This window comes from Rhizobium halophilum (assembly GCF_021648825.1).
In the GTDB taxonomy this organism is placed as follows: domain Bacteria; phylum Pseudomonadota; class Alphaproteobacteria; order Rhizobiales; family Rhizobiaceae; genus Neorhizobium; species Neorhizobium halophilum.
This window is the reverse complement of the sequence record NZ_JAKJHS010000008.1, coordinates 43,997-69,119: the sequence shown is the minus strand read 5'-3', so window position 1 is coordinate 69,119 and position 25,123 is coordinate 43,997. Positions and strand designations below refer to the sequence as shown.

At 59.1% G+C, this 25,123-nt stretch carries 23 protein-coding genes; 14 read left to right on the top strand and 9 right to left on the bottom strand.

The annotated features are described in order from the left end of the window. Positions 1-4: 4 nt before the first annotated feature. Together LXM96_RS15340 and LXM96_RS15335 are read right to left on the bottom strand one after the other, a co-directional pair. Positions 5-1,771, bottom strand: a complete 1,767-nt coding sequence (locus LXM96_RS15340; RefSeq protein ID WP_239999432.1) for a sodium:solute symporter family protein — start codon at positions 1,769-1,771, stop codon at positions 5-7. Positions 1,772-1,783: 12 nt separating this feature from the next. Continuing rightward, on the bottom strand, positions 1,784-2,044 hold the full coding sequence (locus LXM96_RS15335) for a DUF4212 domain-containing protein (RefSeq protein WP_239999431.1): 261 nt from the start codon (positions 2,042-2,044) through the stop codon (positions 1,784-1,786). A gap of 518 nt (positions 2,045-2,562) precedes the next feature. Between LXM96_RS15335 and LXM96_RS15330 the strand changes: the two genes are divergently transcribed. The 14 genes from LXM96_RS15330 (at position 2,563) to LXM96_RS15265 (ending at position 18,727) form a co-directional block, all read left to right on the top strand. Further along, entirely contained in the window at positions 2,563-3,096 is a 534-nt protein-coding gene (locus LXM96_RS15330) for a superoxide dismutase family protein (protein WP_239999430.1), read from the top strand. Positions 3,097-3,212: 116 nt separating this feature from the next. Beyond that, positions 3,213-4,571: a PRC-barrel domain-containing protein gene (locus LXM96_RS15325; RefSeq protein WP_239999429.1), complete on the top strand. Its 1,359-nt coding sequence runs from the start codon at positions 3,213-3,215 to the stop codon at positions 4,569-4,571. A 123-nt stretch (positions 4,572-4,694) separates the two neighbouring features. Continuing rightward, positions 4,695-5,651: a CAP domain-containing protein gene (locus LXM96_RS15320; protein ID WP_239999428.1), complete on the top strand. Its 957-nt coding sequence runs from the start codon at positions 4,695-4,697 to the stop codon at positions 5,649-5,651. A gap of 67 nt (positions 5,652-5,718) precedes the next feature. Continuing rightward, positions 5,719-6,405 (top strand): hypothetical protein, encoded by a 687-nt coding sequence (locus LXM96_RS15315; protein ID WP_239999427.1) that lies wholly within the window; start codon positions 5,719-5,721, stop codon positions 6,403-6,405. Positions 6,406-6,501: 96 nt separating this feature from the next. Further along, entirely contained in the window at positions 6,502-7,509 is a 1,008-nt protein-coding gene (locus LXM96_RS15310) for an SDR family oxidoreductase (protein ID WP_239999426.1), read from the top strand. A gap of 373 nt (positions 7,510-7,882) precedes the next feature. After that, entirely contained in the window at positions 7,883-9,115 is a 1,233-nt protein-coding gene (proV, locus tag LXM96_RS15305) for a glycine betaine/L-proline ABC transporter ATP-binding protein ProV (protein WP_239999425.1), read from the top strand. 24 nt (positions 9,116-9,139) lie between these two features. After that, positions 9,140-10,021 carry an ABC transporter permease gene (locus LXM96_RS15300; RefSeq protein ID WP_239999424.1) on the top strand — a complete coding sequence of 294 codons (882 nt, stop codon included), beginning with the start codon at positions 9,140-9,142 and terminating at the stop codon, positions 10,019-10,021. Positions 10,022-10,081: 60 nt separating this feature from the next. Then, positions 10,082-10,951: a glycine betaine ABC transporter substrate-binding protein gene (locus LXM96_RS15295; RefSeq protein WP_239999423.1), complete on the top strand. Its 870-nt coding sequence runs from the start codon at positions 10,082-10,084 to the stop codon at positions 10,949-10,951. A gap of 58 nt (positions 10,952-11,009) precedes the next feature. After that, a complete protein-coding gene (locus tag LXM96_RS15290; protein ID WP_239999422.1) occupies positions 11,010-11,267 on the top strand; it encodes a helix-turn-helix domain-containing protein in 258 nt (85 codons plus the stop codon). An 86-nt stretch (positions 11,268-11,353) separates the two neighbouring features. Next, on the top strand, positions 11,354-12,907 hold the full coding sequence (locus LXM96_RS15285) for an ABC transporter substrate-binding protein (protein WP_239999421.1): 1,554 nt from the start codon (positions 11,354-11,356) through the stop codon (positions 12,905-12,907). Between the two features lie 58 nt (positions 12,908-12,965). Then, a complete protein-coding gene (locus LXM96_RS15280) occupies positions 12,966-13,913 on the top strand; it encodes an ABC transporter permease (protein WP_239999559.1) in 948 nt (315 codons plus the stop codon). Further along, on the top strand, positions 13,910-15,706 hold the full coding sequence (locus tag LXM96_RS15275) for a dipeptide/oligopeptide/nickel ABC transporter permease/ATP-binding protein (RefSeq protein ID WP_239999420.1): 1,797 nt from the start codon (positions 13,910-13,912) through the stop codon (positions 15,704-15,706). Before LXM96_RS15280 ends, LXM96_RS15275 begins: the two co-directional genes overlap by 4 nt. Continuing rightward, complete coding sequence (locus LXM96_RS15270; protein ID WP_239999419.1) at positions 15,703-16,500, top strand: ATP-binding cassette domain-containing protein; 798 nt, start codon at positions 15,703-15,705, stop codon at positions 16,498-16,500. Before LXM96_RS15275 ends, LXM96_RS15270 begins: the two co-directional genes overlap by 4 nt. Positions 16,501-16,699: 199 nt before the next feature. Next, positions 16,700-18,727, top strand: a complete 2,028-nt coding sequence (locus tag LXM96_RS15265) for an NAD(+) synthase (protein WP_239999558.1) — start codon at positions 16,700-16,702, stop codon at positions 18,725-18,727. A gap of 67 nt (positions 18,728-18,794) precedes the next feature. Here LXM96_RS15265 and LXM96_RS15260 read toward each other — a convergent pair whose 3' ends face one another. The 7 genes from LXM96_RS15260 to LXM96_RS15230 form a co-directional block, all read right to left on the bottom strand. Then, positions 18,795-19,325 carry an RNA pyrophosphohydrolase gene (locus LXM96_RS15260; protein WP_239999418.1) on the bottom strand — a complete coding sequence of 177 codons (531 nt, stop codon included), beginning with the start codon at positions 19,323-19,325 and terminating at the stop codon, positions 18,795-18,797. Beyond that, positions 19,322-20,524 carry a divergent polysaccharide deacetylase family protein gene (locus LXM96_RS15255; protein ID WP_239999417.1) on the bottom strand — a complete coding sequence of 401 codons (1,203 nt, stop codon included), beginning with the start codon at positions 20,522-20,524 and terminating at the stop codon, positions 19,322-19,324. Before LXM96_RS15255 ends, LXM96_RS15260 begins: the two co-directional genes overlap by 4 nt. A gap of 65 nt (positions 20,525-20,589) precedes the next feature. After that, positions 20,590-21,915 (bottom strand): S41 family peptidase, encoded by a 1,326-nt coding sequence (locus LXM96_RS15250; RefSeq protein WP_239999416.1) that lies wholly within the window; start codon positions 21,913-21,915, stop codon positions 20,590-20,592. After that, positions 21,905-23,308 (bottom strand): murein hydrolase activator EnvC family protein, encoded by a 1,404-nt coding sequence (locus LXM96_RS15245; protein ID WP_239999415.1) that lies wholly within the window; start codon positions 23,306-23,308, stop codon positions 21,905-21,907. Before LXM96_RS15245 ends, LXM96_RS15250 begins: the two co-directional genes overlap by 11 nt. Positions 23,309-23,387: 79 nt before the next feature. Beyond that, on the bottom strand, positions 23,388-23,870 hold the full coding sequence (gene rlmH, locus LXM96_RS15240) for a 23S rRNA (pseudouridine(1915)-N(3))-methyltransferase RlmH (RefSeq protein ID WP_239999414.1): 483 nt from the start codon (positions 23,868-23,870) through the stop codon (positions 23,388-23,390). 94 nt (positions 23,871-23,964) lie between these two features. Beyond that, a complete protein-coding gene (gene rsfS, locus LXM96_RS15235) occupies positions 23,965-24,351 on the bottom strand; it encodes a ribosome silencing factor (RefSeq protein WP_239999413.1) in 387 nt (128 codons plus the stop codon). A gap of 152 nt (positions 24,352-24,503) precedes the next feature. Then, positions 24,504-25,091 carry a nicotinate-nucleotide adenylyltransferase gene (locus LXM96_RS15230; protein ID WP_239999412.1) on the bottom strand — a complete coding sequence of 196 codons (588 nt, stop codon included), beginning with the start codon at positions 25,089-25,091 and terminating at the stop codon, positions 24,504-24,506. Positions 25,092-25,123: the final 32 nt, after the last annotated feature.

The window sequence follows — 25,123 nt, the reverse complement described above, 5'->3', positions numbered from 1 at the left end:
GATATTAGTGTCCGGTTGCCGCACCGGCGCCGCGAGGCACACGGATCGACTCCACGAGTTCCTGAACATGCCGTGGCGGCTCCTGTGTCATCGCCGAGATGCCGAAGGCAGCGGCGAAGTTGAGCAGTGCCCCGATCGGTCCGAATGCCGTCGGCGGGATGCCGAACAGGTAGTTTGCCGGAACATTCTCCATCATGTTCGTACCGGGGATGAAGAACCAGCCCAGGTAGGTGAACAGGTAGAGGCAGGTGATGATCAGACCGACCAGCATCCCCACCGTTGCGCCGATCGAATTTACGCGCTTGGAGAAGATGCCCATCATCAGGACCGGGAAGATACTCGCAGCGGCCAGACCGAATGCGAGTGCGACCGTCTGTGCGGCAAAGCCTGGAGGGTTGAGGCCCAGGAGCGTTGCAACCAAGATTGCACCCGCCATCGCGATACGAGCGACCAGCAGTTCGCCCTTCTCCGAGATGTTGGGGACAAGCCAGTCCTTTACCAAGTCATGGCTGATTGACGACGAAATGGCGAGCAGAAGGCCTGCTGCGGTCGACAGCGCGGCGGCAAGACCGCCAGCTGCGATGAGGCCAATGACCCAGCCCGGAAGCTGTGCGATTTCCGGATTCGCGAGAACCAGGATGTCGTTGTTGATCGTCAGTTCGTTGCCAGACCAGCCGCGCTGGGTTGCTGTTTCGGTAAATCCAGTTGCAGTGTCGTTGTAGTACTGGATGCGACCGTCGCCGTTCTTGTCCTCGAACTTCAGCAGACCGGTAACTTCCCAGGTGCGCATCCAGTCGGGGCGCTGCTCATACTCCACAGCGGGCTGTTCAACGCCGTTCGGGAAGATCGTGTCGATGATGTTGAGGCGAGCCATCGCACCAACGGCCGGAGCCGTGAGGTAGAGAAGCGCGATGAAGACCAGTGCCCAGCCAGCCGACCAGCGTGCGTCGGCCACCCGCGGAACGGTGAAGAAGCGGATGATAACGTGCGGCAGCCCAGCGGTACCGATCATCAGAGACAACGTGAACAGCGTCATGTTCAGCATTGAGCCTTGGCCGGTATAGGCGTTGAAGCCGAGATCCGTCACTACCTGGTCGAGCTTCTGCAGCAACGGAACGCCTGCTTCCGTGTGCGTGGAGAAGAGGCCGAGTGGCGGGATCGGATTTCCTGTGAGCTGGATCGAGATGAAGATCGCCGGGATCGTATAGGCGATGATCAAAACCACGTACTGAGCCACCTGCGTATAGGTGATGCCCTTCATGCCGCCCAGAACCGCATAGACGAAGACGACTGCGGACGCGATCCACAGGCCGGTCGAGACTTCGACTTCCAGGAAGCGCGAGAAGGCGACGCCGGCACCCGTCATCTGTCCGATAACGTAGGTCACCGAGATGATGATCAGGCAGATTACCGCGACAAGCCGCGCGCCTTGGCTGTAGAAGCGGTCGCCAATGAACTGGGGAACCGTGTACTTGCCGAACTTGCGCAGATAAGGCGCGAGAAGCAGGGCGAGCAGCACGTAGCCGCCGGTCCAGCCCATCAGATAGGTTGAGTTGATGTAGCCGACGCCTGCGATGAGGCCGGCCATGGAGATGAAGGAGGCTGCCGACATCCAGTCAGCGGCCGTAGCCATGCCGTTCATGACGGGGTTAACCCCGCGGTTGGCAGCGTAGAATTCTGCCGTGGAGCCGGCGCGGGCCCAGATGGCGATACCGATGTAAAGTGCGAAGGACGCACCTACAATCAGCAGATTAAGTGTATACTGATCCATTGTTCCCGTCCCTTACTGCTCGTCCACGCCGAACTCGCGATCGAGCCGGTTCATGTAGGCTGCGTAGTAAAAAATCAGCGCGATGAAGACGAGGATCGACCCCTGCTGAGCAAACCAGAAGCCAAGGTCAGTCCCGCCCACCGGGATGCCTGAAAGCAACGGCCGCAGCAGGATGCCGAAACCGTAAGAAACGACCGCCCAGATTACCAGGCAGATGGTGATGATGCGAATGTTTGCGGCCCAATAGGCATTGGACGATGAATTGTCCGCCACGTATGCTCCTCCCTTTCCTCAGATAGCGCCTCGGCGCTGACCCCTCCTTGCCCACGCCGCTCGAATCCCAAAGCGGAATAGACAAGTATCAAGGAGTAACCAATCGACTAAGAAGCGTACATCCTCCGTTAGTCGTACTTCACAGGAGATTCTCTTGTACTTTCTTAACCGTCCGACTTTCGTTGTTGCATTGCACAATTGTACGGAAGAAAACTTGGGATGTAGATGCCCCCAGTCGTCCTCCCTCACGCCGCGAATTTCCACCTGCATGGACCAGCCGCTCGACCTCGTAAAGCGGGTGGCACCGCTCAATCTTTTGTCGCCGAACTCTTGGCTCGATTGCCGAATGTCCCCTGGCGAGAGGCTCTTGTGCACGACGATGCAGTCACGGCGCCACATCTAACGCTTGGAACTCTTGAGGCCTGCCTCTGTTAGGCCTGTGTCTTCCGCGCAGGAGCGCAGCGCATCGAAGCCGCATATGCGGTAGGCATGACAGCAGACAAAGAGAGGAGAATTGGATGAGACGACTGGTCCAAGCCGCAGCTCTATCGGCTGCAATGATATCCCCGGCTCTGGCGCAGGACGCCAAGATCAGCCCTGACGTTGCGCGGGCAGCGTTCATAGATGCAAACGGTAACTCTGTCGGTACTGCGACATTACAGGATACGCGCAATGGGTTGCTAATCCAGGCGAAGATCACCAACCTGCCACCAGGCGCTCATGGGTTTCATGTTCACGAAACCGGTGAGTGCAACGTTGAAGGTGGCTTCAAGTCCGCTGGCGGACATTTCGCACCCGGAGGTAACGAGCACGGGTTCATGGTCGAGAACGGGCCGCACGCCGGCGACCTAGCCAACCAGACCGCGATGGAAGACGGAACCATGGTGGTCGAAGTGTTCAGCGAGAACCTTCGTCTGACGGAAGGCGACAATGCAGTGCTTGACGACGACGGCGCAGCAATCGTCGTCCACTCAACGGCCGACGACTATCGAACACAGCCTTCGGGAGCCTCTGGCGACCGAATTGCCTGCGGTGTGATTGAGCAGCGATAGGGCAGTCTAGCTCCCGTTTCGCAGAAGCGCATGACCAAGATCTGAAGCGGATCTCGGCGGATGGGAATTCGCCGAGCGGAGAATTTCGTCCGCTTCTCAACAAGAGGAGAACGACCATGAGGAAACTGGAAACAGCACTTGCCGTCATTTTGGCGGCATCAGCGTGGCCGGCAGTGGCCGCCGCACAGGCTGCGGATGCTAGCGCCAGCGCAGGCGGCGGCGATCAGGTGCAGCGCGTGACTGAGAATGCCTTCTCCCGCTGGGACAGCAACAGCAACAATCGCCTAGAAGGGGACGAGTTTACGAGCGGACTTCACGATCTCTGGAGCGGTTCGAATGGCGAGCTCAACGACCAGGCATTTAACGAAAACTGGAACAACTGGTTCGCCGCTGATCCGCCGGATTTCGCCTCGCTTGATGAAGACGGCAACGACATGCTGTCGCAGGATGAGCTTCGCGTTGCGCTCAATGACTCCGACCTGCGCGGAGAGTGGCAGGGCGCAGACGATGGGTATCTCACTCCCGAAGAGTTCCGTGCTGGGGTTGATGTCGTCTACGATCGTGATCAGAGCGGCGACCTGAACCAGCAGGAAAGCGATCAATTGATCGCTGTTGTCGGCGTGCTGGTGCCGGATCAGACGAACACTGCTGCGACAGGCGGCCAGAACACGACGCAGATGAACCAGGCAACAGATCAGCAGAACCAGCAGATGGCAGCTGTGAGCCAGCAGGACAGTGCTGCAACCGGCGGGTCTGCCTCCAACGTCCAGGTTGGCGAGATCATCTCTTTGAATGACTGGGACGCCGAAGCTCTCTATCAGTCCGCCTGGAGTGCCGAAGCTCTCTTCGACCGCCAGGTCTTTGGTGAAACCGGTGAAGAAATCGGCGACGTTGAAGACTTGATCGTCGGGTCCGACGGGGAGCTTCTTGCGCTCGTAGCTGAAGTTGGCGGTTTTTGGGATATCGGCGACACCCATGTGAGCGTGCCGTGGGATCAGGTTGTCTTTCAGCAGGACGGTTCGGTTGTTATCCCGGTGACTGAAGAAAACGCGGACGATTATAGCGTACTCGCCATTCCGACACAGGAACAGGTTGCTCAGAACGTTGTTTCCAACCTTGACGACGAGGAGCTTGGCCCGCGTGCCTGGCGTGCTTCAGAGCTGATCGGCGATATCGCTCGCATACGAGGCGATGGTGTAGAAGAAGCCGGCAACGCTGGGACAGTCGCGCAGAACCGCCCGATGGGTCATCAGGGTTACGGCTATGTCGACGACTTGATCTTCAATGACGGTAAGATCGTTGCTGCAGTCGTCGATCGTGATGCGGGCTACGGGACGCGCGGGCGCTTTGCCTACCCGTTCTATGGCTACAACTATGGCTGGGCTCCGGGCAACCGCTACTATGACATGCCCTACAATCGTGATGAAGCGACCACCGTCGAGCCGTTCGACGAGGACCGCTTGAACGCGGGCTGATTGCTGCTTCGCATGTCGGCTCATCGGCCCGCTGCAAGGCAGTGAGGGCGATGCAGACTTCAAAACTCCGTATGGCGGCCTCAGGCCGCCATACGTGTTCTCTTGAAGTGGGTGGAGGTGGCGATGATCCGCAAAATGCTTTCGTTCAAACACTCGGCCTTAGTGGTCGCTTCGCTGCTTTCTCTTGTTCTTTGGGCGGGCCCCGTTCTTGCTCAGCAGACGGGTGATCTCGACCGGCTAAGGCAGATTGCCCTGCAAGAGGTGAATGCGGACCGACAGGAGAATGGCCTGGATCCGCTGAGGTTCAGTGACAACCTCAACGAGGCCGCGATGGCTCACGCAACGGACATGCTCGCTCGCAACTACTACAGCCATACCTCCCCTGAAGGAGGCGATGTTCAGGACCGTTACGTAGAGGCTGGCGGAAGCCCTTGGCGACTGGTTGCGGAGAACATCTCACGTTGTACAGGCTGCACCCAAGCGCCGGATGCGGCTGACGTTATGAGGTTGCAGGAAGGCTGGATGAACAGCCCCGGTCATCGAGAAAACATCCTCAGGTCCGGTATCTCCCGATTCGGCTTTGCCGTGGTGTCGGATACGCAAGATGGTCTTTATGCTGTTCAGACATTTGCCGGTGCGGGAACGCCCCGGGGCTCCTCTGATGCGGTATCTGCCGTCGACTCGGGGAACAGCCTTTCAACTGCGTTGATGGCCATCAACGATCTGAGGGAGGAGGCCGGAAGGGAGCCGCTCTCGCCGTCGGAAGATCTTTCTGCGGTGGCAAGTCGCCTGGTACCGGATGATGTTCCTGATCCGTCGAACTTGCCCGAGCTCAATGAGGCTTCTTCCGATCTCGATCACGGCCGTTGGAGCCAGCTCTCCACGATCGTCGGCGCATGCGGCGGCTGCGGGGCAGAGCCCACACAAGGTGACATTCAGGCTTTCATTGGGGATTGGGCGAAGCAGAGCACCTACCGAAAACAACTATTGGACGAGGGCGTGTCGCATCTCGGATTCGTTATCCGAGCCAATGGAGAGGGAAAAAAGGTGGCTGCGGCGATTCTGGGACAGGCGCGCTGACCAGCCGTCGAGGCATTGCCGGAACTGTGGCGCCGTTCATCGGTTAACTCCGCAAATGGAGATCATCATGAAAAAGTTGTTTGTGCTTCCCCTCTTCGCCTCGGTAGTCCTTATTCCCAGCATGGCTGCGGCAGAACGTACTTGTGGGGCCGCGCCCGACACCGCTTCGGCCAGTTACTCTTCGTCCGGTTGCGAAATGCCGCTCGGCATGCTCCTCGCTCAGAATGCTGCTAATGATGCAGGTGGCGCTGCGACCGAGAGCACCACGGTTGATCCGGTGGAGTCGCCGGACGTTGACGCGGGCGGCTGGCTGGATCGGGCAAAGCAGGCGGTGCAGGACGCCGGACGCGAGATCGGAGAGGCTGCGACGGCAACCGGCCGATCTGCTGCCGAATATCTTTCCGACAATCCTGACCTCAACCGTCAGGTGCTCGAGTTTGGGCAGGATCTTGGGGTTCCTGGCTTCGACGCTGCGCCTGCAAGCGGCGCGCGGCTTGATGCGACTCTGGCCTCTGATGGTCAATTGCATATCGAGGCTGCGGGTCTTCCGGGGAACCAGGAGGTGCAATTAGGCTGGCTGGACCAGGAGCGGTTCGTGGAACTTGAAACGCTACGCACTGGCGACAACGGACGGATCGACACAATGATCGCAATGCCTGCCGACCTAGAGGTCAATCAGCAAGTGACGCTTGCGGTGGAAACTGCGGATCGACGCCTCCGCCTCGCATCAGATCCCATCACAGTAGAACGCTGACGGATGTATTCGCTGGCCGTCCGTTCGTTGCAGTTTCACTGAACAAAAAGTGCTTCAACACGTTGCGTCAGCGACGATTCATCATTGGAGGATGCTGTGGTCGCTGAAGTGCGCAAGCCGACGGTCGTTATTACGGGTGCATCAGCGGGCGTAGGACGAGCTGTCGCATGCGCCTTCGCCAAAGAAGGTTGGCGTGTTGCTCTTGTGGCCCGAGGGGTTGCTCGTCTGGAAGCGACGGCCCAAGAGGTGCGCAGATTAGGTGGGGAGCCGCTGGTCTTGCCCGCCGACGTCGCCGATGCGCAGGCAGTCGACACCGTTGCCGCACGGGTTACGGCGGAATGGGGAGACATCGACGTCTGGATCAACAACGCGATGGTCACGGTGTTCGGGCCAATCTCCAAGATCACGGCGGACGAGTTCAGACGTGTGACAGAGGTGACATATCTTGGGCAGGTTCATGGTACGCAAGCAGCGCTGCGCGAGATGAGCAAAGTCGGGCGCGGAACAATCGTGTGCATCGGTTCTGCACTCGCCTATCGTTCGATACCTCTTCAGTCAGCCTATTGTGGAGCCAAGGCAGCCATCCGAGGCTTCATCGACTCGCTGCGTAGCGAGCTGATACACGACGGCTCTCCGATCCGGTTGACCATGATCCACCTCCCCGCCGTGAACACGCCGCAGTTCGATTGGGCACGCTGCAAGATGGATTGCCAGCCTCGTCCGGTGGCGCCGGTGTTTCAGCCAGAGGCAGTCGCTGCGCAAATCTACGACGGTGCCATGTCGGCGCCCCGCGAACTCTGGATTGGTGGTCCGACGGTCAAGACGATCCTCGGCGGCTTGGCAGTCCCTGCACTCGCCGACAGACTTGCTGCATCGCAGGCCTATGAGGGGCAGATGGATGATCTGCCAGTGAACCCTCATCGCGAGGACAATCTTTTCAATCCAGTTGAGATGGAAGCGAGCGGCAGGGGACGGTTCGGCAAAGAGTCGTCCACCTCGGTGGGGGCTATGTCAGGAAGCGCGGTGCGCTTCCTGTTAGCAGGCGCAGGCATCGCAGCTTTGTCTTCCCTGGCTCTCGTCACACGACGGATCTCTCGCCATTAGGGAATTCCTACGGGCGCTGCGGCTCAGTCCGGCGCAGCGGGGAATCATACTGCAATCCGTTTTTTTTCGCATTTCGAGCAAGCCGTTTTCGCATTCTTATCGGTTGCGAACAAATTTTCTATGGACATCGTGGTATCACTCCTTTAGGAGGTTATATCTGCCGTTGATCGGCGTCCTGCCGGTAATTTTTGCCTATGAGCAATAATCTGGGTGTTACTGGCGCCGTTGCCTGCAGGAAGTCTCCTGGGAATGACAATGTTATTTCCTCCTGATGTGCCTGAGGCCGTCTCGCTGCCTGTTGTTCGATGTGATACTGATACGGGCTTAATTTCTGGTGGAGGTTTGTCTCGCAGTGGTGTGAGACGCGGATATCATGGAAGCTTTTACTTCTGTTCCCGAACCGGCCGTCGAGGCTGCGATCAAGATCAGCTTGCGGAATGTCTTCAAGATTTTCGGTGAGCGAACCGATCACGCCCTGGCCATGGTCAGATCGGGCAAGAGCAAGGCTGATATCCACTCAGCCACCGGATGCGCAGTTGGAGTCGATGACGCCAGTTTCGATATCAAAGACGGCGAGATCTTCGTCATCATGGGGCTATCTGGCTCGGGAAAATCCACACTTCTTCGACTTATCAATCGACTGATCGAACCAACGTCTGGTTCCATCATCGTTGACGGCCAGGACATCACTAAGATGTCGCGCAGGGAGTTGATTGAGATCCGCCGCCGGGACATCAGCATGGTGTTCCAATCATTTGCCCTTCTGCCCAATCGGACCGTCCTTAACAATGCCGCCTTCGGACTGGAGGTCGCGGGAGTCGCCGAGTCGGAGCGGAAGGCTAAGGCAATGAAGGCGCTGAAGGCCGTCGGACTGGAAGGCTACGCCGACAGCCGACCGAACCAACTCTCCGGCGGCATGAAGCAGCGTGTCGGCCTTGCCCGTGCACTTGCCAGCGAGCCGACCATCCTTCTGATGGATGAAGCCTTCTCCGCACTCGATCCGCTGATCCGCACGGAAATGCAGGATGAACTGGTCCGCCTCCAGGCGGAGCATAGCCGCACGATCGTCTTTGTCAGCCATGATTTGGACGAGGCAATGCGCATCGGCGACCGCATCTGCATCATGCAGAACGGCAGCGTGATCCAAGTGGGCACTCCCGACGAGATTGTAACCCAGCCTGCCAATGACTACGTGCGATCCTTTTTCCGCAACGTTGATGTGACGCAGGTCTTCAAGGCAGGCGACATTGCGCGCAAGACGCAGGTGACGATCATCGATCGGCAAGGGGTATCGGCCGCGGCTGCCTTGGAGAGGATGCAGAACTTCGACCGTGAGTATGCCATCGTGGTAGGCCGGGACAAGAAGTACCAAGGGATCGTCAGCCAAGCTTCTCTGGTAGAGAATGTCCGATTAAAAGTCGCCGATCCTTATCGGAGTGCGTTCTTGGCCGATATCGAGCCAGTTGCTGCGGCGGAGCCGCTGTCGAGCCTTCTCGGGAGGGTCGCAGGAAGCCCTTGGCCTCTCCCGGTGGTCGACGACCAGGGCCGCTACCTCGGCTCGATCAGTAAATCTATGCTTCTCGAGACGCTTGATCGCGCCAGCTGACCACATCAGGGATAGGATGCAATCATGAACTTCGACATTGGTGACGGCGTCGATACGATCGTCAACTATATCCTGGACAATTTCTCTCCTGCGCTGGACTCCATAGCAGCAGCCATCGGCCTGGTGACCGACGGCATCCAGGATACGCTGACGGCGCTTCCGATGATCGTCGGCCTTGCCATCTTCGTGGCTCTATCGCTGTGGAGGGTCGGCTTGGGTTTTGCAGTCTTCACGGCCGTTGCTCTCTGGCTCGTGGACCAGATGGGGCTGTGGCCGGCGATGATGGAGACTCTGTCGCTCGTCATTGCCTCAACGATCATCGCTATGCTCTTCGGCTTGCCGCTCGGGATCGCCATGGCGGCGAAGGATTCCGTTGCATCCGCGGTACGTCCTGTGCTGGACCTGATGCAGACGATGCCGGCTTTCGTCTACCTCATCCCCGCTGCGATGTTCTTCGGCCTCGGCGCCGTGCCCGGCACAATCGCCACTGTTATCTTCTCGATGCCGCCTGTCGTGCGCCTGACGAACCTCGGCATTCGCCAAGTTGATGTGGAGTTCGTCGAGGCGGGGCATGCATTCGGCTGCACGTCCTCGCAGCTGCTCTTCAAGGTGCAACTGCCGAATGCCCTTCCGTCCATCATGGCCGGCATAAACCAGACTATCATGCTGTCGCTATCGATGGTGGTGATCGCCTCGATGATTGGCGCCGGCGGCATTGGCAATACTGTGTTGACAGGGATCCAGCGTCTCGACGTCGGCACAGGTTTCGAAGGCGGCCTGGCCGTCGTCATCCTCGCCGTGGTGCTCGACCGCATCACGCAAAGCTTCGGGAAAGAGCGTCCAGCCTTCTGGCGCAACCTCTTCCCCGTCGTGGCGCGACAAGAGAAAAAGCAGGCAAGCGCCTGAACGTCGCGTCGACTCAATTGGGCAGTCCGCCCTATGCGAACCTTCAAAAAAGGAGCAGACATGATCAAGAAAATCGTTTCGCTAAGTCTTGCAGCCGCAATGGCCAGCAGCGTCGCCACCACCGCTCTGGCGCAGGATGCCGAGCCGGTTAAAATCGGTTGGGCCGCGTGGTCTGACGCGGAATTCGTCACCAAGCTCGCCGCCAAGCTGATCGAGGACGAACTGGGCCAGGACGTAGAGCTCGTCCAAACCGATGTTGCCCCGCTCTACCAGGGTGTGAGCCGCGGAGACCTTGATGCCATGATGATGGCATGGTTGCCTCAGACGCATGCGGACTACTACGCGAAGATCAAGGATGACGTAGAGACGCTTGGCACGGTTTACGAGGGCGCGAAGCTTGGGTGGGTCGTTCCAAACTATGTGCCGGAAGATGCGATCAGCTCGATCGAAGATCTATCCAAGGACGACGTCAAGGAAAAGCTCGACAGCACCGTTCAGGGGATCGACCCGGGTGCAGGGCTCACACGTCTTTCGCAGCAGGCGCTGAAGGATTACGGCCTCGAGGGCTACAACCTTCAGATCTCTAGCGAAGCGGGCATGCTAACGACTGTCGATCGCGCCATCCGCTCCGAAGACTGGTTCGTCGCCACGTCCTGGAGCCCCCATTGGATGTTCGGCAAGTACGACATTCGCTACATCGAAGACCCGAAGAACTCGCTGGGTGAAGCCGAGCACGTGGACATCCTCGCTCGCAAGGGCTTCAAGGAAGACAATCCTGAGGTCGCAGCTTTCCTTTCGCGCATGCAACTGCCCATCTCCGACCTGGAGGCCGGCATGTTCAATGCGCAGGAAACCTCCTATGACGAGGCCATTGCAAAGTACATCGAGGATCATCCGGATCAGGTGAAGGCCTGGATCGGCGAAGAGTAAGCCAAAGGTGCCGGTCGGTTTCCGGCCGGCACCTTACGTTCCAGCAAGGAGTCGTTTCTTGTCAGGTGAGTTTGAGACGAACTGGATCGATGACGACACCCTGGGTGGTCGTATCTCGCTGGCCCGCGATGCCGCAGCTCTGTCCGTCGAGGTTACGGCAACAATCCTCGGCGTTGAGGACAAGACCTGGAGAAGCTGGGAGAACGATCGGGCGGTGCCGCGTGCAAATCGTCTCGGGATGCTGGCCGGCGTCCTGAGGGTGAGCGTCGGCTGGCTGCTCAGCGGAAGAGGGAAAGGCCCGATCTACAGCGCGTAGTCTCTATGCCTTAGTCGATGCCTTGCCATTGCAGAAGGCCGGGCTACCTTATCTTCGAAACCTGCCAAATCGAAAGGATCCTCCCCATGAAGAGGCTGTTTCAACGCGCGGCCCTTGCTGTCGCCTTCGCACTGGGCGGCTTTTCGGCCCTGGCGCAGACACCGCCCACCGTTTTGATCGTCGGGCAGATTGCCGAGCCGAAATCGCTCGATCCACATGCCGTAACGGCGACCAACGACTTCCGCATCCTGGTCAATCTCTACGACGGGCTCGTTCGGTACAAGGATGGAACTCTTGAGGTGGAGCCGGCGCTTGCGGAGAGTTGGACGATCTCGGAAGACGGCAGGACCTATACGTTCAAGCTTCGAAAGGGGGTCAAATTCCATGACGGGTCCGACTTCAATGCCGACGCCGTGAAGTTCAACTTCGACCGGATGCTCAAGGACGACCATCCTTTCCACGACACCGGGCCATTTCCGCTGTCCTTCAACTTTTCTGCGGTCGAGGCGGTCAATGTCGTCGATGACAGCACGGTTGAATTCAAGCTGAACGAACCTTTCGCGCCTTTCCTCTCCAATCTTGCTTATCCTACGGGCCTGATCGTCTCGCCGACGGCGGTAGAGGAACACGGAAAAGATTTCGGACGTCACCCTTCCGGCACAGGTCCCTTCAAGTTTGCCGAATGGCAATCCAACCAGCTCGTGGCGGCCGAGCGCAACGATGAATACTGGGATGGTGCGCCGACGCTGGAAGCGGTGGTATTCCGGCCGATCACTGATGCCAACACACGCGTGGCAGAGATGCTTGCGGGCGGAATCGACATCATGGTTGAGGTGCCTCCGGATAATCTGGCGGCGTTTCGCTCCGATGCCAACCTGAAGGTGGTCGAGCAGGCCGGTCCACATGTGTGGTTCGCCATCTTGAACACGAAGGAAGGTCCGTTCGCTGACAAGCGTGTGCGGCAGGCTGCCAATTTTGCCGTCAACAAGGAGACCCTGGTCAACGATGTGCTTCAGGGCACTGCTACGGTTGCAGCCGGACCCATTCCGCCCGCCTTCAACTGGGTCGAGAGCTCGGTCGAGCCTTATCCCCACGACCCCGAGCGGGCGAAGAAATTACTCGATGAGGCAGGCGTCGAAAGCCCAAAGGTGACTTTTTACGTGGCGGAAGGTGGCTCGGGAATGCTCAACCCGGTCACCATGGGTGCGGCCATACAGGCGGATCTGCAATCGGTCGGATTTGATGTGGCAATAGAGACCTATGAGTGGAATACGTTTCTAGGTCGGGTCAACGAAGGACTTGAGGGTAAGGCCGACATGGCCGAGATGGCCTGGATGACGAACGATCCGGACACCGTTCCTTATCTGACGCTTCGCACTGAGGCCTCGCCTGAAAATGGCGGCTTCAACTCGGGCTACTACTCGAATCCGCAGGTCGATGATTTGCTTGCCAAGGCTCGCTCGTCCACTGAGCAAGCGGAACGGGCAGAACTGTACGCGCGGGTGCAGGAGATCGTGCATGAAGATGCTCCGTGGCTCTTCGTTGCGAACTGGAAGCAGAACGCGGTGACGACCGCCGCGGTGCAGGGCTTTGAGCTGCAACCGTCGTTCCTGCTGCACTTGAAGAACGTCTCGAAGTGATCATCCAACCCGTCCGGCCCTTGGAGCGGGGGCGGACGGGTCCATGGAGGAAGCTGTGATGTCCGCCTATGTCGCCAAGCGGCTGCTTTCTGTCATTCCGGTGCTCTTCGGCCTGTCCATCATCGTCTTCCTGGTGATGTCGATGATTCCGGGAGACCCTGCCACCGCCATCCTTGGCGCCTATGCAACACCGGAGAATGTCGAGCGCATCAACCGTGATCTCGGGTTGGACAAGCCGCTCGTGCAGCAGTACTTCATCTGGATAGGCAACGTCCTCCAGGGAGATTTCGGCCGTTCGTTTGCCCTAAACCGTCCTGTCCTTGACGAGGTGACGGAACGCTTCCAGGCGACGCTGATCCTGGCAGGGGTCTCGCTCGTCCTTTGCTCGGTGGTAGGCCTTGTGGCGGGCGTAATCTCGGCGGTTCGCCAGTTTGGCTGGGCCGACAAGGTTATAACCTTCGTGGTACTGGCGGGTATTTCCATGCCGTCTTTCTGGCTTGGCCTGATCCTCATTCTGCTGTTTGCGGTGAAATGGCGGTTGCTACCGGCCAGCGGCATGTATGCGATCTACGGGGGAGGTGATTTCAAGGACCTCCTGCTCCACCTAGTCCTGCCAGCTTTGACGCTTGCCGTTGTCGCTGCCGGTGTCATCGCAAGACTTACACGTGCGGCAATGCTGGAGGTTCTGCGCCAGGATTTCATTCGAACGGCACGTGCAAAGGGACTGTCGGAGCGCCGGGTAATTTATCGCCACGCCTTTCGTGCGGCTCTGGTAAGTGTCATTCCCATCATCGGCATCCAGGCCGGCTTCGTACTCGGCGGCGCCGTGTACATCGAGACCGTGTTCCAATGGCCTGGCATTGGGGCGATGCTCGTCAATGCCATCTCCACCCGCGATATCCTGCTGGTTCAGGGCGGCGTGCTGGTTGTGGCGGCGAGCTATGTCCTCTTCAACCTCGCTGCTGATCTACTCCAGACCATGCTCGATCCGAGGATTGGGTCATGACCGACAGCGTTGTGGCCGCCTCCAACCCTGCAAGGGGCCCCAGCCGCGTCTCCTCCTGGAGCCTGCTCTTCAATAACCGGCTCGCCGCTATTGGACTTTTGCTTCTGGGAGCGCTCGTGCTGGTCGCTCTGCTGGCGCCCGTCCTGCCGCTGCCCGACCCGAACGCCACGGCACTCGCGCAGCGGTTGCAGCCCCTACTGTCCGAGGGACAACTTCTGGGCACCGACGAGTTGGGCCGCGACATCCTGAGCCGGCTCATCTGGGGCAGTCGGGTGTCCATGACGGTAGGTTTTGCGGCAACGCTGGTGGCGGCGGCAATTGGTTCGGCGATCGGTCTGCTTTCCGGCTACGCCGGTGGCCGGATGGACAATGTGATGATGCGGGGCATCGATATGCTGATGGCTTTCCCCTACATCCTTCTGGCGCTTGCGATCGTTGCGGCACTCGGTCCGGGGCTGATGAACGCGCTTTATGCCATCGCCGTTGTCAACATTCCCTTCTTCGCGCGGAACGTTCGAGGGGTCACACTCGCACTCTCGCGTGCCGAGTTTGTCGATGCGGCGAGGCTGTCTGGAAAAGGCCACCTGTCTGTTCTTTGCACCGAACTCCTTCCCAACGTTCTACCGGTGATCGTCATCACCATGTCGACGACTGCCGGCTGGATGATCCTGGAGACAGCCGGTCTCAGCTTCCTCGGCCTTGGGGCACAGCCGCCGCAAGCGGATCTAGGGTCAATGCTTGGGGCGGGGAGAGCTCAACTGTTCACCGCCCCGCATGTTTCCGTTGTGCCGGGCGTAATGATCTTCCTGATCGTCATCAGCCTGAACGTTCTTGGCGATGGCATTCGCGACATACTCGATCCTCGCTTGCGCTCCGGCGCACTCCTACGCCCCGGCCCCCGAACGGCCGTCCACCCGGATCGGACGAGCCCGAAGAATGGCAACACGGATGCCGTACTGAATGTGGAGGCGCTTGAAACGGGCTTCATCCGCAATGGACGTTACACCGCGGCCGTCCAGGAAATCTCGCTTCACCTTAACCCGGGCGAGTGCCTTGGTCTGATCGGCGAGAGCGGGTCCGGCAAGAGCGTGACGGCCCTATCGATCATGGGGCTGGTGAACTCTCCGCCCGGACTGATCCGCAACGGCGCCATCTACCTTGACGGGGAGGACGTCCTCGCCATGCCGGAGATCAGGCTGATCTCCTGCAGGGGAAGTAGGGTCGCCTACATCTTCCAGGACCCGCTGACGACGCTCCACCCGATGCATCCCATCGGGCGGCAGGTGGAAGAGGCAATTGCCGCGCACCAGCGGCTGGACCGCCAGACCCTTCGGAAGCACAGCATAATGCTTCTCGAACGCGTGGGTATCCCAGATGCCGGCGAGCGAGCAAAGCACTTCCCCCATCAGCTTTCCGGCGGGCAGCGTCAGCGCGTAGGCATCGCCATGGCGCTTGCGAATGACCCGGACGTCATCATCGCCGACGAGCCGACGACGGCGCTGGATGTCACGGTCCAGGCGCAGATTCTCGATTTGTTGCGGGACCTGCAAAAGGAGCGCGGCATGGCGCTTTTGTTCATCACACACGACTTCGGGGTCGTTGCGGAAGTCTGCGACAGGGTTGCGGTGATGAAGGATGGTGTGGTGGTGGAGACGGGGGAGACACAGGCGCTGTTGAGCAATCCCCAGCACAATTACACAAAACGGCTGATTGCCTGCGTTCCAGAGATCGGGCAGGGGCAGGATTTTCTGAACCGCGTTTCTAAACTGTTCCGACCGGAGCAGAGCGTATGAACACGCACGCAATAGAACTTCGTCAGGTGACCAAGATCTTTGGGGGTGGTCGCTCCCTCTTTGGTGGGTCCCGCCATGCGGTGAAAGCCGTGGATGATGTCTCGCTTACGCTTCGAAGGGGTGAGACACTAGCGGTGGTGGGCGAAAGCGGGTCTGGCAAGAGCACGCTTGCGCGTATGTTGGTCGGGCTTGAGCAACCGACCACGGGTGACATGCGCATTGCAGGCCATGATGCTGTAGAGTTGCGACGGCAAGGTGCCCGCGTCTTCGGAAAGATAGTGCAATACGTTTTTCAGGACCCCGTCGCATCGCTCAATCCACGCAAGACGATCAGCGACATTCTGGACACGCCGCTGAAGCTGCTGAACGGCTACACTCAGGAGAAGCGGCGGGCGCGGATGGCTGACCTCCTCGATGCGGTGCAGATGCCGCGCGATACGTTGGGTCGTTATCCACATGAATTCTCCGGTGGCCAGGCGCAGCGTATCGCCATTGCCCGAGCGCTCGCGGCAGAGGCGCAGATCCTCATTCTGGACGAGCCCGTCAGCGCTCTGGATGTGTCCGTGCAGGCGCAGGTCCTGCTGCTTCTCCAGGAGTTGAAGCAGACTCTCGACCTCTCTTATCTCTTCATCAGTCATGATCTGGCGGTGGTCGAAGCGATTTCCGATCGGGTGGCGGTCATGCGTTCGGGGCGCCTGGTCGAAGAGGCCTCGGTCGAAACCTTGTTTAAAGCCCCGCAGGATCCTTACACCCGCCAGTTGATCGGCAGCGCACCTAAGATACGCAGAAACTGAGAGGCCGAGAGGTTGACCCTCGGCTATAGCTTCCGGAGCCTTTCGAGATAGAACAAATGCGCAGGTCCTGCGTCTGACGGCTTGCCAGCGGGACGGTCGTGCCCAATGTGATCATAGCGGGCCAACCGCAGGTGAGCGTGGGTTTGCGAAAGACAGAGGTTAGGCGAGGAGAGTGAAGATCGTGAATGAATTCTATTCAATGTACAACCACGACTTCATTCGGGTTGCGACCTGTGTGCCAAGCACCGAGGTCGCGGATCCGGAGTTCGCCTTGAAGGAAACATTACGGTTAGCGGAATTGGGGCACGCGGAGAACTCGGCCGTCATGCTCTTTCCGGAATTGGGGCTTTCGTCATATGCGATCGACGATCTTTTGCTTCAGGACGCACTTCTAGAGTCCGTAGAAAGGGCCGTGATGCAGATCGTTGCGGCCAGCAAAAACCTTTATCCTGTCCTCGTGGTCGGAGCGCCGCTGCGCCGGGAAGGCCGTCTCTACAATACTGCTGTCGTCATCCATCGCGGAGCAATTCTTGGGGTGGTTCCCAAGAGTTACCTCCCGACATACCGGGAGTTCTACGAGCACCGCCATTTTACCCCTGGGGCCGGGGTGACGAACGCTTCTATCGCACTTTCTGGCGAAAGCGTCCCCTTCGGGGTAGATCTGCTTTTTCGTTCAGAGAATGATGTTTCCTTTACCTTCCACGTCGAAATCTGCGAGGACTTCTGGGTCCCGCTGCCTCCGTCCACTCGAGCCGCAATGGCGGGAGCAGAGCTACTCCTCAACCTATCAGCGAGCAATATTACGATCGGGAAAGCAGAGACACGGCGGATGCTGTGCGCCAGCCAGTCCGCCCGTACCGTCTCCGCTTATGCTTATTCGGCGGCAGGGCCGGGCGAATCCACCACGGATCTCGCCTGGGATGGCCATGCTGCGATTTTCGAATATGGCGACCTACTGGCGGAGACGCAGCGGTTTCCGGTAATCGGTAATTTCGTGTCTGCTGACATCGACCTCGGTCGCCTGCGCCAGGAGCGGATGCGGCTGAATACCTATGGCGACTGCGCCAAGCAGGAACTTCAAGCTGGGGGCCCGTTCAGGATCGTCAACGTCAACCTCCAGCGTCCTGAGACCACCGTCCCGCTTCGGCGCAGCATTGAGCGCTTTCCCTATGTGCCGTCCAATCCTGCCCGTCTCCGCGAGGACTGTTACGAAGCCTACAACATTCAGGTGCAGGGTCTGGCAAAGCGCCTTCTCGCGACAGGTGTCAAGCATCCGGTCATTGGGGTGTCGGGCGGCTTGGACTCTACTCAGGCCCTGATTGTCGCGGCCCGCGCAATGGACATGATCGGCCGCGATCGCACAGACATCCGGGCATATACGCTGCCAGGCTTCGCCACCTCTGACGATACTAAGAGCAACGCCTGGACGCTGATCAACAGCCTTGGGGTGACCGGGGAGGAGATCGATATCCGTCCGGCTGCGCGACAAATGTTGGCGGATCTTGGCCATCCATTCAGTGCAGGCGAGCCCGTCTATGATGTCACCTTCGAGAATGTCCAAGCGGGGCTGCGCACGGATTATCTCTTCCGCCTGGCGAACCAGATCGGCGGGCTGGTGGTCGGGACTGGAGACCTTTCCGAGCTGGGGCTTGGGTGGTGCACCTTTGGTGTGGGAGACCACATGTCGCACTACAACGTCAATGCGTCGCTGCCGAAGACGCTGATCCAGCACCTCATCCGGTTCGTCGCTCATTCCGGCGACGTGAGCCAGGACACCACGGATGTTCTGGAGGCGATTCTCGCAACGGAGATCTCGCCTGAACTGGTGCCTCCGGGTGAGGAGGGGAAGATCCAGTCGACACAGGATATCGTTGGTCCCTACGCCCTTCAAGACTTTAACCTCTTCTATCTGACCCGCTATGGCTATCGTCCGTCGAAGATAGCCTTCCTCGCCCACAGCGCCTGGAGCAATGCTGAACGGGGTGCCTGGCCTGCCGGTGTTCCGGAGGAGCAGCGGCGAGCCTATTCACTCGCGGAGATAAGAGGCTGGCTGGAGGTCTTTCTAGCTCGCTTCTTCGCCAGCCAATTCAAGCGCTCAACATTGCCTAACGGCCCGAAGATATCATCAGGTGGCTCTTTGTCGCCGCGAGGGGATTGGCGTGCGCCTTCTGATGCCAGCGCTAAAGTCTGGCTGGCAGAGCTACGGGAGAACGTGCCTGAGAAGTGACGCAGCTGATGCCTTGCGTGACTGCGGCAAACCGGTTCTGGGGTTCAGGCCGGCCAAAATCTTCCCTTTAGGCGCGTGTGCCCGCGAGGTGCTGGAACTGCGCTACCACCTGATCGTAGACGGCGCGCTTGAAGGGCACGATCAGGAAAGGAAGCTCAGCCATCGGCTTCCACTCCCATGCGTCGAACTCGGCCGAGTGGCCGCCGGGCGGCGGATTGATCTGGATCTCGTCTTCGCTCCCCTCAAAGCGGAAGGCGAACCATCGCTGGGTTTGGCCCCTGAACTTACCCTTAAGGCCAATTCCGATCAGGTGCGGCGGGAGATCGTAGTTGATCCACCCGCTCGACTCGCCAAGAAGCCTAACAGTACGCATGCCGGTTTCCTCATAGAGCTCCCGGTATGCTGCCTTCAGAGGATCTTCCCTTTCGTCGATCCCGCCCTGCGGCATCTGCCACAGTTGCGGAGAACCATCGTATTCACTGTTTTCTGCCGCGATACGCCGACCCGCCCAAACAAGGCCCTCGCTGTTGAGAACCATGATGCCGACACAGGGGCGATAGGGGAAATCCTCAGCTTTTAAAAGGGCTTCACTGTTCATCTCAGGCTCTTCTCGTCGCGCAAGGGATTGTCAGCTAGCGCTGAAACGCCAACAATCTCGATGCCACGCGCGCTTGCTTCTTCGATCCACTGGCGTATGGCATCAATGGATTCATCAAACGCGGAGGCGACGCCGACAGCACTGCCTTTGCGAAGGGCGAGGCGTTCAAGGTCGTCAAGCTTTCGGAGGATTGCGCTTCCTTCTAGCTGAGTATCGAGCGTCAGGTCGGCAAAGCTGTGAGGAAGTTCGATTGCCTGGGCGATGCCCGCCGTGGTGGAGCGTGCGGAGCTTCCGTCGTCAAGGAACAGCAAGCCACGTGAAGCCACATCGCGAAGAACGGGTTCAAGGGCTTCCGCGTTCGATAGGAGCCGCGCGCCCTGATAGTTCATGATGCCGGTATAGCCGGTGATCTTTCCCATCGCCTCGTGCAGGCGTGCGAGGTTCTCTGCAACCGGAAGGCTGGAGAGAAGCATCGTCGCGTCTGCTTCCGGCTCAGAAACGCCGAAGGGCTCCATCGGGACTTGGATCAATATCTCGTGGCCTTGGCGCCGGGACGTCTGCATCCAACGCTGCAGACTGTTGCCGCTTGCTGCGAAAGCAAGGGTGACCTCTTCTGGCAGCTGCTCGATGGCTTTCTGCGTGCCGGTCTGGCTGAGGCCCAAGCCGCTCACCACGATGGCGATGCGTGTCCCTCTCGCGCCGGACCAGGGACGGGCATATTGATCCATCGGCCGCAGGCCATCTGGTCCAACAATGGGCAAGGCACCATAGGGTGAGTCTTCCAGAAGGTTTGGGTTGGGGGTTCCGGCGAGGCGAGGATCCTGCCCCAGACGCGGCGTCTCCACCAAGACGGGTCCGTTTCCATCCCGGGATCGGGGTGAAAACTTGGTGACGACAGTGCCGTCGTCGGTCAGTGTACGCTCCACATTGGCTCCCGATCGAGGATCTACCCGATCGAACTGGCCCGCGGCTTCGACCTCCGGCTGTTTCTCTGAAGTCACCTGCTCAGGTAACGACACCGTGGCCGCTTGCAGGTCGTTTCGCTCAAGTACAGTCTCCCCACGCATCGTGTAGACGGACAGCGCAATGACAAGCGTTGCCGCGCCCACGGCGAGAAAAGAATAGCGGGAAAGGCGTGGGCCGGGCTTTCTTCCGGCCGGCCGATTTTGTCCGAGCGGCTTGTAAAGATCGGTACCCAAGAAAATCTCGTCCGCCCGTTGACAGGTTAGGGGGAGGGAGCCAGCTCGGCTCCCTCATGGAGGCGTCACTGCTGGGCAGAAGCCGCTTTGTCCGGGCTCGGCGGGAAGGCCGGATCGGTCTTCTTGCCGCGCAGAAGATCCAGAGCGTAGTTCAACTGGAGGTCGTCCTTCGCTTCCGGCGGCACATAAGCGACGGAACCGGAGCCTTCCTCAGTTTCGTTCTGGCCAGGAATGTGGCCTCGCAGGCTGGACTCACCCTCAGCGCGCACCTTGCCCTGAAGTTCTTCGGGCAGTGGTTGCTCAACAGCAATATCGGGCTTGATTCCAGTCCCCTGAATCGACGTGCCTGACGGTGTGTAATACAGCGCGGTCGTCAGGCGCAAAGCGCCGCTTTCGCCGAGCGGAATGATCGTCTGCACAGACCCCTTGCCGAACGAGCGGGTACCCACGACAGTCGCTCGCTTCAGATCTTGCAGAGCACCAGCGACGATTTCCGAAGCCGACGCAGAGCCGCCATTGATAAGGACCACAACTGGCTTTCCGTCCGTAAGGTCGCCGGGGCCGGCATTGAAGCGGCGCGTCTCGTCGGCGTTACGCCCACGGGTTGATACGACCTCTCCACGTTCCAAGAAGGCGTCCGAAACGTTGATGGCTTGGTCGAGCAGTCCACCAGGGTTCAAACGGAGGTCAAGGACGTAGCCCTTGAGCTTGTCTGCCGGCACTTCCGCCTTGATCTTCTGGATCGCCGCTTCAAGATCGTCAAAGGTCTTCTCCGTGAAAGAGATTACGCGCAAATAGCCCACGTCATCTTCCGTGCGTGACTTGACCGCCTTCACCGCAATGATGTCGCGAACAACGGTGATTTCGAGTGGCTTGTCGGCGCCTTCTCGCAGCACAGTGAGCTTGATCGGCGTGTTGATGGCGCCGCGCATCTTTTCGACAGCTTCTTCAAGCTTCAGGCCGCGGACGGCGGTCCCGTCGATCTCGGTGATGAGGTCTCCCGCCAGAATTCCTGCGCGGGAAGCGGGAGTATCGTCGATCGGCGCGATTACCTTAACGAGTTCGTTCTCCATAGTGACTTCGATGCCGAGACCACCGAACTCACCGCGCGTCTGCGTCCGCATATCTTCGGCGTCTTTGGAATTCAAAAAGCTTGAGTGCGGGTCCAGCGAAGTCAGCATGCCATTGATGGCATTCTCCACCAGCTTTTCCTCGTCGGGAGGTGTGACGTACTGCGCACGCACGCGTTCGAAGACATCACCAAATATTGAAAGTTCTTTGTATGTCGAAGGGCCTGCCGCCTGTGCTGGCACCCCTGCTGAATAGATGACGCTCATCGCGGTCGCACCCATCAGCGCACCGACGACCACAAGAGAAGCCTTACGAATCATTACGTGCCCTTCCGATTTCCTTTGCAGCCCACCAGGGATTCGAATCTACCGGTGCGCCGTCCTTCCTGAACTCAATGTAAAGGGTTGGCCGATCCGTTTCCAGCGTCAATGCTGCAGCGCTCGCCACCTTTTTCTCACCCATCACGGCAACCGGCTCGCCCGAAAGCACAAAGCTGCCTTGCCTTACCCTCACCTGCTCCATCCCTGCCAGCACGAGATGGTAACCATCTCCAGCATTCAGGATGATCATCTGCCCGTAGCTCCTGAACGCACCGGCAAAAACGACCACACCATCTGCCGGCGCCGTCACGATTGCCCCAGGGCTGGTGGCGACCGTTACCCCCACTGCCGTATGTCCCAGTCCATCTGCGTCACCGTAGCTGCGAAGAACATCGCCCGCTACAGGGAGCTCCAGGGTCTGCTTTAGACTCGCAAAGGCGTATGCTGGGGCAATGCGGTTTTTCTCAGGCAGCGCATTCTCCGCGCGTGCCTTCGCCCTTTCCCGCTCCCACTCGGACAGCTGCCGCAGACGCTCCTCTTCCAGGCGCGCCCGCTCCGTGGCTTCACGTACGGAGGCGATCTCTTCTTCGAGCGACTGGATCAATTCATCTAAATTGTTGGCTTGAGCTGCAAGCTCCTCCGCCCGGCGGCGCTCTGCATCCAACTGCACGACGTTTTCCTGGCTGAGCTTTTGGTTTTCGACAACAAGAACCTCCATCCGCTTTTCTTCTTCAACTCGTGACGCGATGGTGGAGGACACCTGCTCCTTCTGCGCTACCGCTTCCCGCTGCAGCGCCCTTAGTGCCTCCAGATCAGCGACAAGACGATTGGCCTGATGCCGCATCTCGGGAACGACCGCCCCCAGCAGGATCGCACTCCGGACCGAAGCCAAGGCGTCTTCGGGCGTCACCAGCAGGGCGGGTGGCGGATTGCGACCCATCCGCTGCAGGGCCGCCAGCACTTCTGCCAGCACGTCACGACGCCCGCGCAGCGAGAGACGGATTTCCTCCTCCCTCAGCCGAAGCGTCGCGAGCTTTTTTTCAGCATCGTTGATCTCCTGCTCGAGTTCTTTGCGTCGACTGGCGGAATCGATCAGCGCCTGGCGAAGATTCTCCGTTGTCTTCTCCAGTTCAGCGATGTTCTGCTCTATTGCCTCCGCCTTCTCGACGGAAAGCGTGATGGTGTCGGCAAGCGTCGAGAGTTCCTCGCGTGCCTCTTCTCGCTTCTGTTCGAGCTGGAGCGTCGGATCCGGCTGGCTCTCCAGTTGCACTAGGGTTTGTGCCGCAGCCAGGCGATCCAGGGCGAGCGGAAAAGGATGAAGCAGAGAAATCGTCACCGTGGCTGCGTAGAACTGCAGCCTTCGAGGGTAAACTCGCCTTGCTGTGGCTTTCATGGAGGCTCCGGTTGCCGCAGCCGAGGAGTAAGCTGATTTGCGCAGGATAACCATAAACAACCGCGTGTGCTGGCGAGTGTCAGGCTCGGTGATAGGGATGCCCGGCAAGGATGGTAACGGCGCGATAGAGCTGTTCCGCAATGAGTATGCGGACCAACTGATGCGGCCATGTCATGGTGCCGAGATTGATGACAAGAGACGCCTTCTCGTGCAGCACGGGATCCAACCCATCTGCTCCGCCGATCGCAACCATCAGGTCTCGCTTTCCCGCGTCACGGAGGCGGCCCAACGTTTGCGCGAAGCTTTCGCTGTCCAACGTTTTCCCGTGTTCATCTAAAAGGACAAGGACCGCGTTGTCCGGCAAAGCCTTTTCCAGAGCTGCAGCTTCTTCGCGTTTCCGGGTCCCGGAACTGGATGCGCGGCTCTCCGCCACCTCGACCACCCGCGCGAACTCAAGCCCCACGCCGGGGCCGGCCTTAGCAAAGCGGTCCAGATATCGAGACGCAAGCTCCTTTTCCGGTCCGGATTTGAGCCGTCCCACGGCAAAGAGGCTGATGCGCATGTCTTCCGCCAATCTCAGCATTCTGAAGGCGCGCGTCATGCTACTGCAAGTCGACGCTCGCCAAGGTTAGTTGTGGCGGACCGGCATGCCGCTGCTAGTGTAGCGTTTCCTCGTCGATGTCAGGAGCAGCCCACATCTTTTCGATGTTGTAGAACTCCCGCACTTCGGGGCGAAACACATGGATGATGATGTCACCGGTATCGATCAGCACCCAATCACCCATCTCGAGGCCTTCAACGCGAGCCGTGCCGAGGCCCTCGTCCTTCAAGTCTGAAATCAGGTGTTCCGAAATTGCGTTGACGTGCCGGTTTGATCGCCCGGACACTACAACCATGTAGTCTCCAAGGGCCGATTTTCCGGCAATGTTGATGGTGACAATGTCTTCGGCTTTGGAGTCCTCAAGGCTTGCGAGGACCAGTTCGAGAGCTTGGGCAGCGGCATCGGCGCCACGTTCCATGCTCTGCGGGAGGATGCCAGGCATCTTTCCCTTGGTGTGCACTGTTGTCAGGGTTCGTCCTTTCTTCCAAATAACAGCTACAGCACTGTCAGCGAATCCGAAATCTTTCGACCGCTACTGAAAAGTGGCATCGAACGATCCTTCTTTCAAGTCACCGAAGAAAAACGTGATTGGCGTCAAGAACGGGTTTCGGAGCGGAGACTCGTAGAACTGAGGGACGAACGAGGACCGTGAATGAAGGTCCAAGCTGGTGCTTGCTTGCGCCACAGGATGCCCGCGTCGTCCTCGTCTACGCGCGCATACCCATAGCTGCGCGTCATCCTGGAGGAGAGGAAGGACAGCGTCGCCCCCGGCCGATCGATAATGGCGATGGGAAAGGTGTTCACGATAGTCCGCCACTGCTGCCACCGATGGAAGGTCTTCAGGCCGTCGGCGCCCATGATCCAGATGAAGTGCACTCCGTACTTAAGCTTCCTCACGTGGGAAAGCGTATGGGCCGTGTACGGGCTTCCAAGAGCATGCTCGAAGGCGGTAACCTTTATCTTAGGATCCTTCGCCAGCTTCTCGCTGGCGGCTATCCTCTTTGCAAGCGGCGCAAGCTCCGTCTGGCTCTTGAGTGGATTTCCGGGTGTCACCATCCACCAAAGCTGATCGAGGTTCAGTTGGCGCAGTGCGATCTCCGCCACAAGAAGGTGACCTTCATGGGGAGGGTTGAAGGATCCGCCGAAAAGACCGACCACCATGCCGTGCTCGGTATGCGGCATCGAAAGGAATTTCTTGGCGAGTACATCCTCTA